Below are 3,266 nucleotides of genomic sequence, written 5' to 3'. Positions count from 1 at the left end.
TCCGGGCCGGGGGCCAGGACGAGGTGGGCGTTGGCGCCGCCGAAGCCGAAGGAGTTGACGCCGGCGAGGGGGCGTTCCAGGTCCGGCAGGTCTTCGTGGCGGACGACGGGCCGCACGCCCAGGCCCTCGAAGTCGATGGATTCGCTGAGGGGTTCGGCGTGCGGGGTGGCGGGGATGCGGCGGTGGCGGAGCACGAGCAGGGCTTTGAAGAGTCCGGGCATGCCGGCCGCGGCCTCCAGGTGGCCGAGGTTGCCCTTGACGGAGCCGATGGGCAGCGGCCCGGTGGTGCGGCGCAGGCCGAGGGCGCGGCCCAGGGCGGCGCATTCGGCCGGGTCGCCGACGGGGGTGCCGGTGCCGTGCGCCTCGACGTAGCCCAGGTCGTCCGGGGAGATTCCGGCCCTGTCGTACACGCCGCGCAGCAGCGCCTCCTGGGCGGCGGCGCTGGGGAGGACCAGGCCGGGAGTGCGGCCGTCGGTGTTGGTGCCGCCGGCCAGGATCACGGCGTGGACGCGGTCGCCGTCGGCCAGGGCGTCGGGGAGCCGCTTGAGGAGCACGACGCCGGCGCCTTCGGAGCGGACGAAGCCGTCGGCGTGTTCGGAGAACGGGTGGCAGTGGCCGGTGCGCGACAGCATGCCGGCCGCGGAGAAGCCGACGTACGGCAGGGGGCTGATGATGACGTTCACGCCGCCGGCCAGCGCGGTCCGGGCGTGGCCCGCGCGGAGTTGTTCGCACGCCTGGTGCACGGCGGTCAGCGCGGAGGAGCAGGCGGTGTCGACGGTGAAGCTGGGTCCGTGCCAGTCGAAGGCGTGGGAGACGCGGTTGGCGGCGTTGCACAGCGCGAGGCCGGGCAGCGTGTGCGGGCTGCTGTGCGGTTCGAGGGCCTGGAGGTCGCCGTAGTCGCGGCTGCTGGCGCCGATCAGGACGGCGGTGTCGGAGCCGGCGAGGGTGTCGCGGGAGGCCCCGGCGTCGTCGACGGCCTCGGCCGCCAGCTCCAGCAGGAGCCGCTGCTGCGGGTCCATCGCGGACGCCTCGCGGGGTGAGACGCGGCTGAAGTAGTGGGTGTCGAAGCCGGTGACGTCGGCGAGGAATCCGCCGGCGGCGGTGCAGGAGCGGTCGGTTCTGCGGTGCTGGGCGTCGACGAGCCGGTCGGCGGGGAAGCGGTCGGCGGGGACTTCGGTGATCACGTCGCGGCCGAGTTCCAGGACGCCCCAGAGGTCGTCGAGGGTGTCGATTCCTCCGGGCAGGCGGCAGGCGGCTCCGACGACGGCGATCGGTTCGGTCACCGATGAGGGGCGTGAGGCTGGCATGGCTGACCCTTCGCGGTCCGGGCCCGTGCCGCTCCGGCAGGACCTGATGGCGTGTCACCGCCGAGTCTGACATATAGGGCATATCGACTTGGGGTGTGGCGTGAGGAATCCGCGAACGGGTCACGAACACGCGGGTGGTCCGGGCGGGATCCGGTACGGGCCGGACCGCGGGACGTCAACGCGTCAGGAGAGCACGGCGGATTCCGTGACGGGACCGGCGGCCGGGTCCGGGGAGCCGGGCGCGCCGGAGCCGGAGCCGAGGGCGTCGGCGAGGTAACGGGTGTCCAGGGGCGCGGGGTCGGGCAGTTCCGGCACGGCGGCGAGCAGCCCGGTGCGCGCGTAGGTCCGCGTCTGCCTGCCGTACGCCAGAGAGCCCGGCATCTGCGCGGCGACGATCCTCTCGATCGGCCCGGGGTCCGGGATCGTGTCCGCCGGGATGATCCGCACGCCGGGGAACCTCAGCTCGATCGCGTCGAACAGCGGGCGGGCGGGCGTGTTGACGGGGTGCACCACGTGCACGGTCCGCAGGCCGGTCCCGGCGCCCCGGCGTTCCACCAGCCGCAGGGCGGCCTCGACCGCGTACTCGACCTGCACCGCGTTGTTCTCGGCGGTGGGACGCACCGGCACCCGGACCTGCCCGGCCGGCCCGGTGACGGCCGCGTGCAACTGCCCGACGATGCGGCCGAGTGTGCCGAGGGGATGCTGCGGGGCCCAGTCCGGGAGGGGCCGGTCCGTCAGCAGGATGCTGGGCCGCAGCACGGTCACCTGCCGGCCGGGGCGGGCCGCCGCCCACTCCCGCACGTCCACCTCCGCCTCGAACTTGCTGCGCTCGTAGGGGGTTTCGAAGCCGTGGGTGCCGGCGAGCGCGTCCTCCGGGACGCCCCCGCCGCGCCGGCGCCCGGCGACGAAGGCCGTGCTGACGTGGATCAACGGACAGTCCGTCCGGGCCGCTTCGGCCAGGCTCAGCACGCTTCGGGTGCCGACGACGTTGACCGTGCGGAGCCGCTCGATGCCGGCGGTCAGGGAGGTGTCGGCGCCGCAGTGCCAGATCGCCTCCACGTGCCGGGCGAGGCGGCTGTACTCGGCGGGCGCCAGACCGAGCCAGGGCCGGGTCAGGTCGCCGGACAGGCAGTGCAGCCGGTCCGCGGCACCGGCCGGGAGGGGGCCGCCCTCCTCCAGCAGCAGCAGACGCGTGAGCCGCTCGCGCAGCAGGGACGCCGGCCCGCGGCCGAGCACAGCGACCTCGCGCCGCCGGTGGACGAGGAGGCGATGCAGCAGACGGGAACCGAGGAAACCGGTGGCACCGGTGAGCAAAACAGGCATATCGCCACCATGCCACCCGGCTGGGCGGTCGCCGGGCTTTCACCGCCGGGGCAGCGCGTCACCGCGTTCCGGCGCGGTGGGGTCAGCCGGCCGGCGGCACGTCGGGGCGCCAGGTGACCTCGCCGGGCAGCACGTGGGCCGCCGGGGACAGTTCGTAGTGGTCCGGGTCGCGCAGCGGCTCCTGGCCGTCGTCCAGGAGCCAGCCGACGCCCTGGTACGCGTACAGGTCGACCCGGGGAACGGCGCAGTCGGCCGGGTCGGTGACCAGGGTCCGGCCGGCCGCGACCGTGACGGCGCGGGGCTCGGCGGCCCCCGGGCAGGGGTGGAACGCGTCGGCCCGCACGTAGGCGAGGTGGACGGTGACGGTCAGCGGGGACGGGCCCTCGTTGACGAGTTCGAGCGCGAAGGAGACGGCTTCCTCGTCGACCCGGGCGCACACCCGCCAGGTGAGCGTCCCCGAGTCCCGGGCGGGGATGCCGCAGCGGCTGTCGCCGCCGAGGGGGCCCGCCCCGGGGCTCGCCGCCTCCTCGGCGCCGGGTGTGTCCCTGTCTCCTGTACACATCTGACGCTGCCTACGGAGCGGATAGCGTAGTGCTCGCGTGTCGGCGCCACCTCTAAAAACAGTGACAGAGCGGG

The 3,266-nt window shown here is 74.7% G+C and carries 3 protein-coding genes; all 3 read right to left on the bottom strand.

What is annotated here, in order from left to right:
* On the bottom strand, positions 1 to 1,307 hold a 1,307-nt coding region (locus tag BN2279_RS07640), incomplete at its 3' end, for a beta-ketoacyl [acyl carrier protein] synthase domain-containing protein (RefSeq protein WP_199827657.1).
* A 183-nt stretch (positions 1,308 to 1,490) separates the two neighbouring features.
* Positions 1,491 to 2,630, bottom strand: coding sequence for an SDR family oxidoreductase (locus BN2279_RS07635; protein WP_079031957.1), 1,140 nt, complete (start codon positions 2,628 to 2,630; stop codon positions 1,491 to 1,493).
* Positions 2,631 to 2,712: 82 nt separating this feature from the next.
* On the bottom strand, positions 2,713 to 3,192 hold the full coding sequence (locus BN2279_RS07630; RefSeq protein WP_159037104.1) for a hypothetical protein: 480 nt from the start codon (positions 3,190 to 3,192) through the stop codon (positions 2,713 to 2,715).
* Between the last annotated feature and the right edge of the window lie 74 nt (positions 3,193 to 3,266).

The organism is Streptomyces specialis (assembly GCF_001493375.1).
GTDB lineage: Bacteria > Actinomycetota > Actinomycetes > Streptomycetales > Streptomycetaceae > Streptomyces > Streptomyces specialis.
Note: the sequence above shows the minus strand (reverse complement) of the source record. Positions and strands in the feature narration are given on the sequence as shown.

Bases quoted from the DNA above. Each gene is read 5' to 3' on its own strand.
- BN2279_RS07635 (WP_079031957.1), bottom strand. From the start codon at position 2,630: ATGCCTGTTTTGCTCACCGGTGCCACCGGTTTCCTCGGTTCCCGTCTG.
- BN2279_RS07630 (WP_159037104.1), bottom strand. From the start codon at position 3,192: ATGTGTACAGGAGACAGGGACACACCCGGCGCCGAGGAGGCGGCGAGC.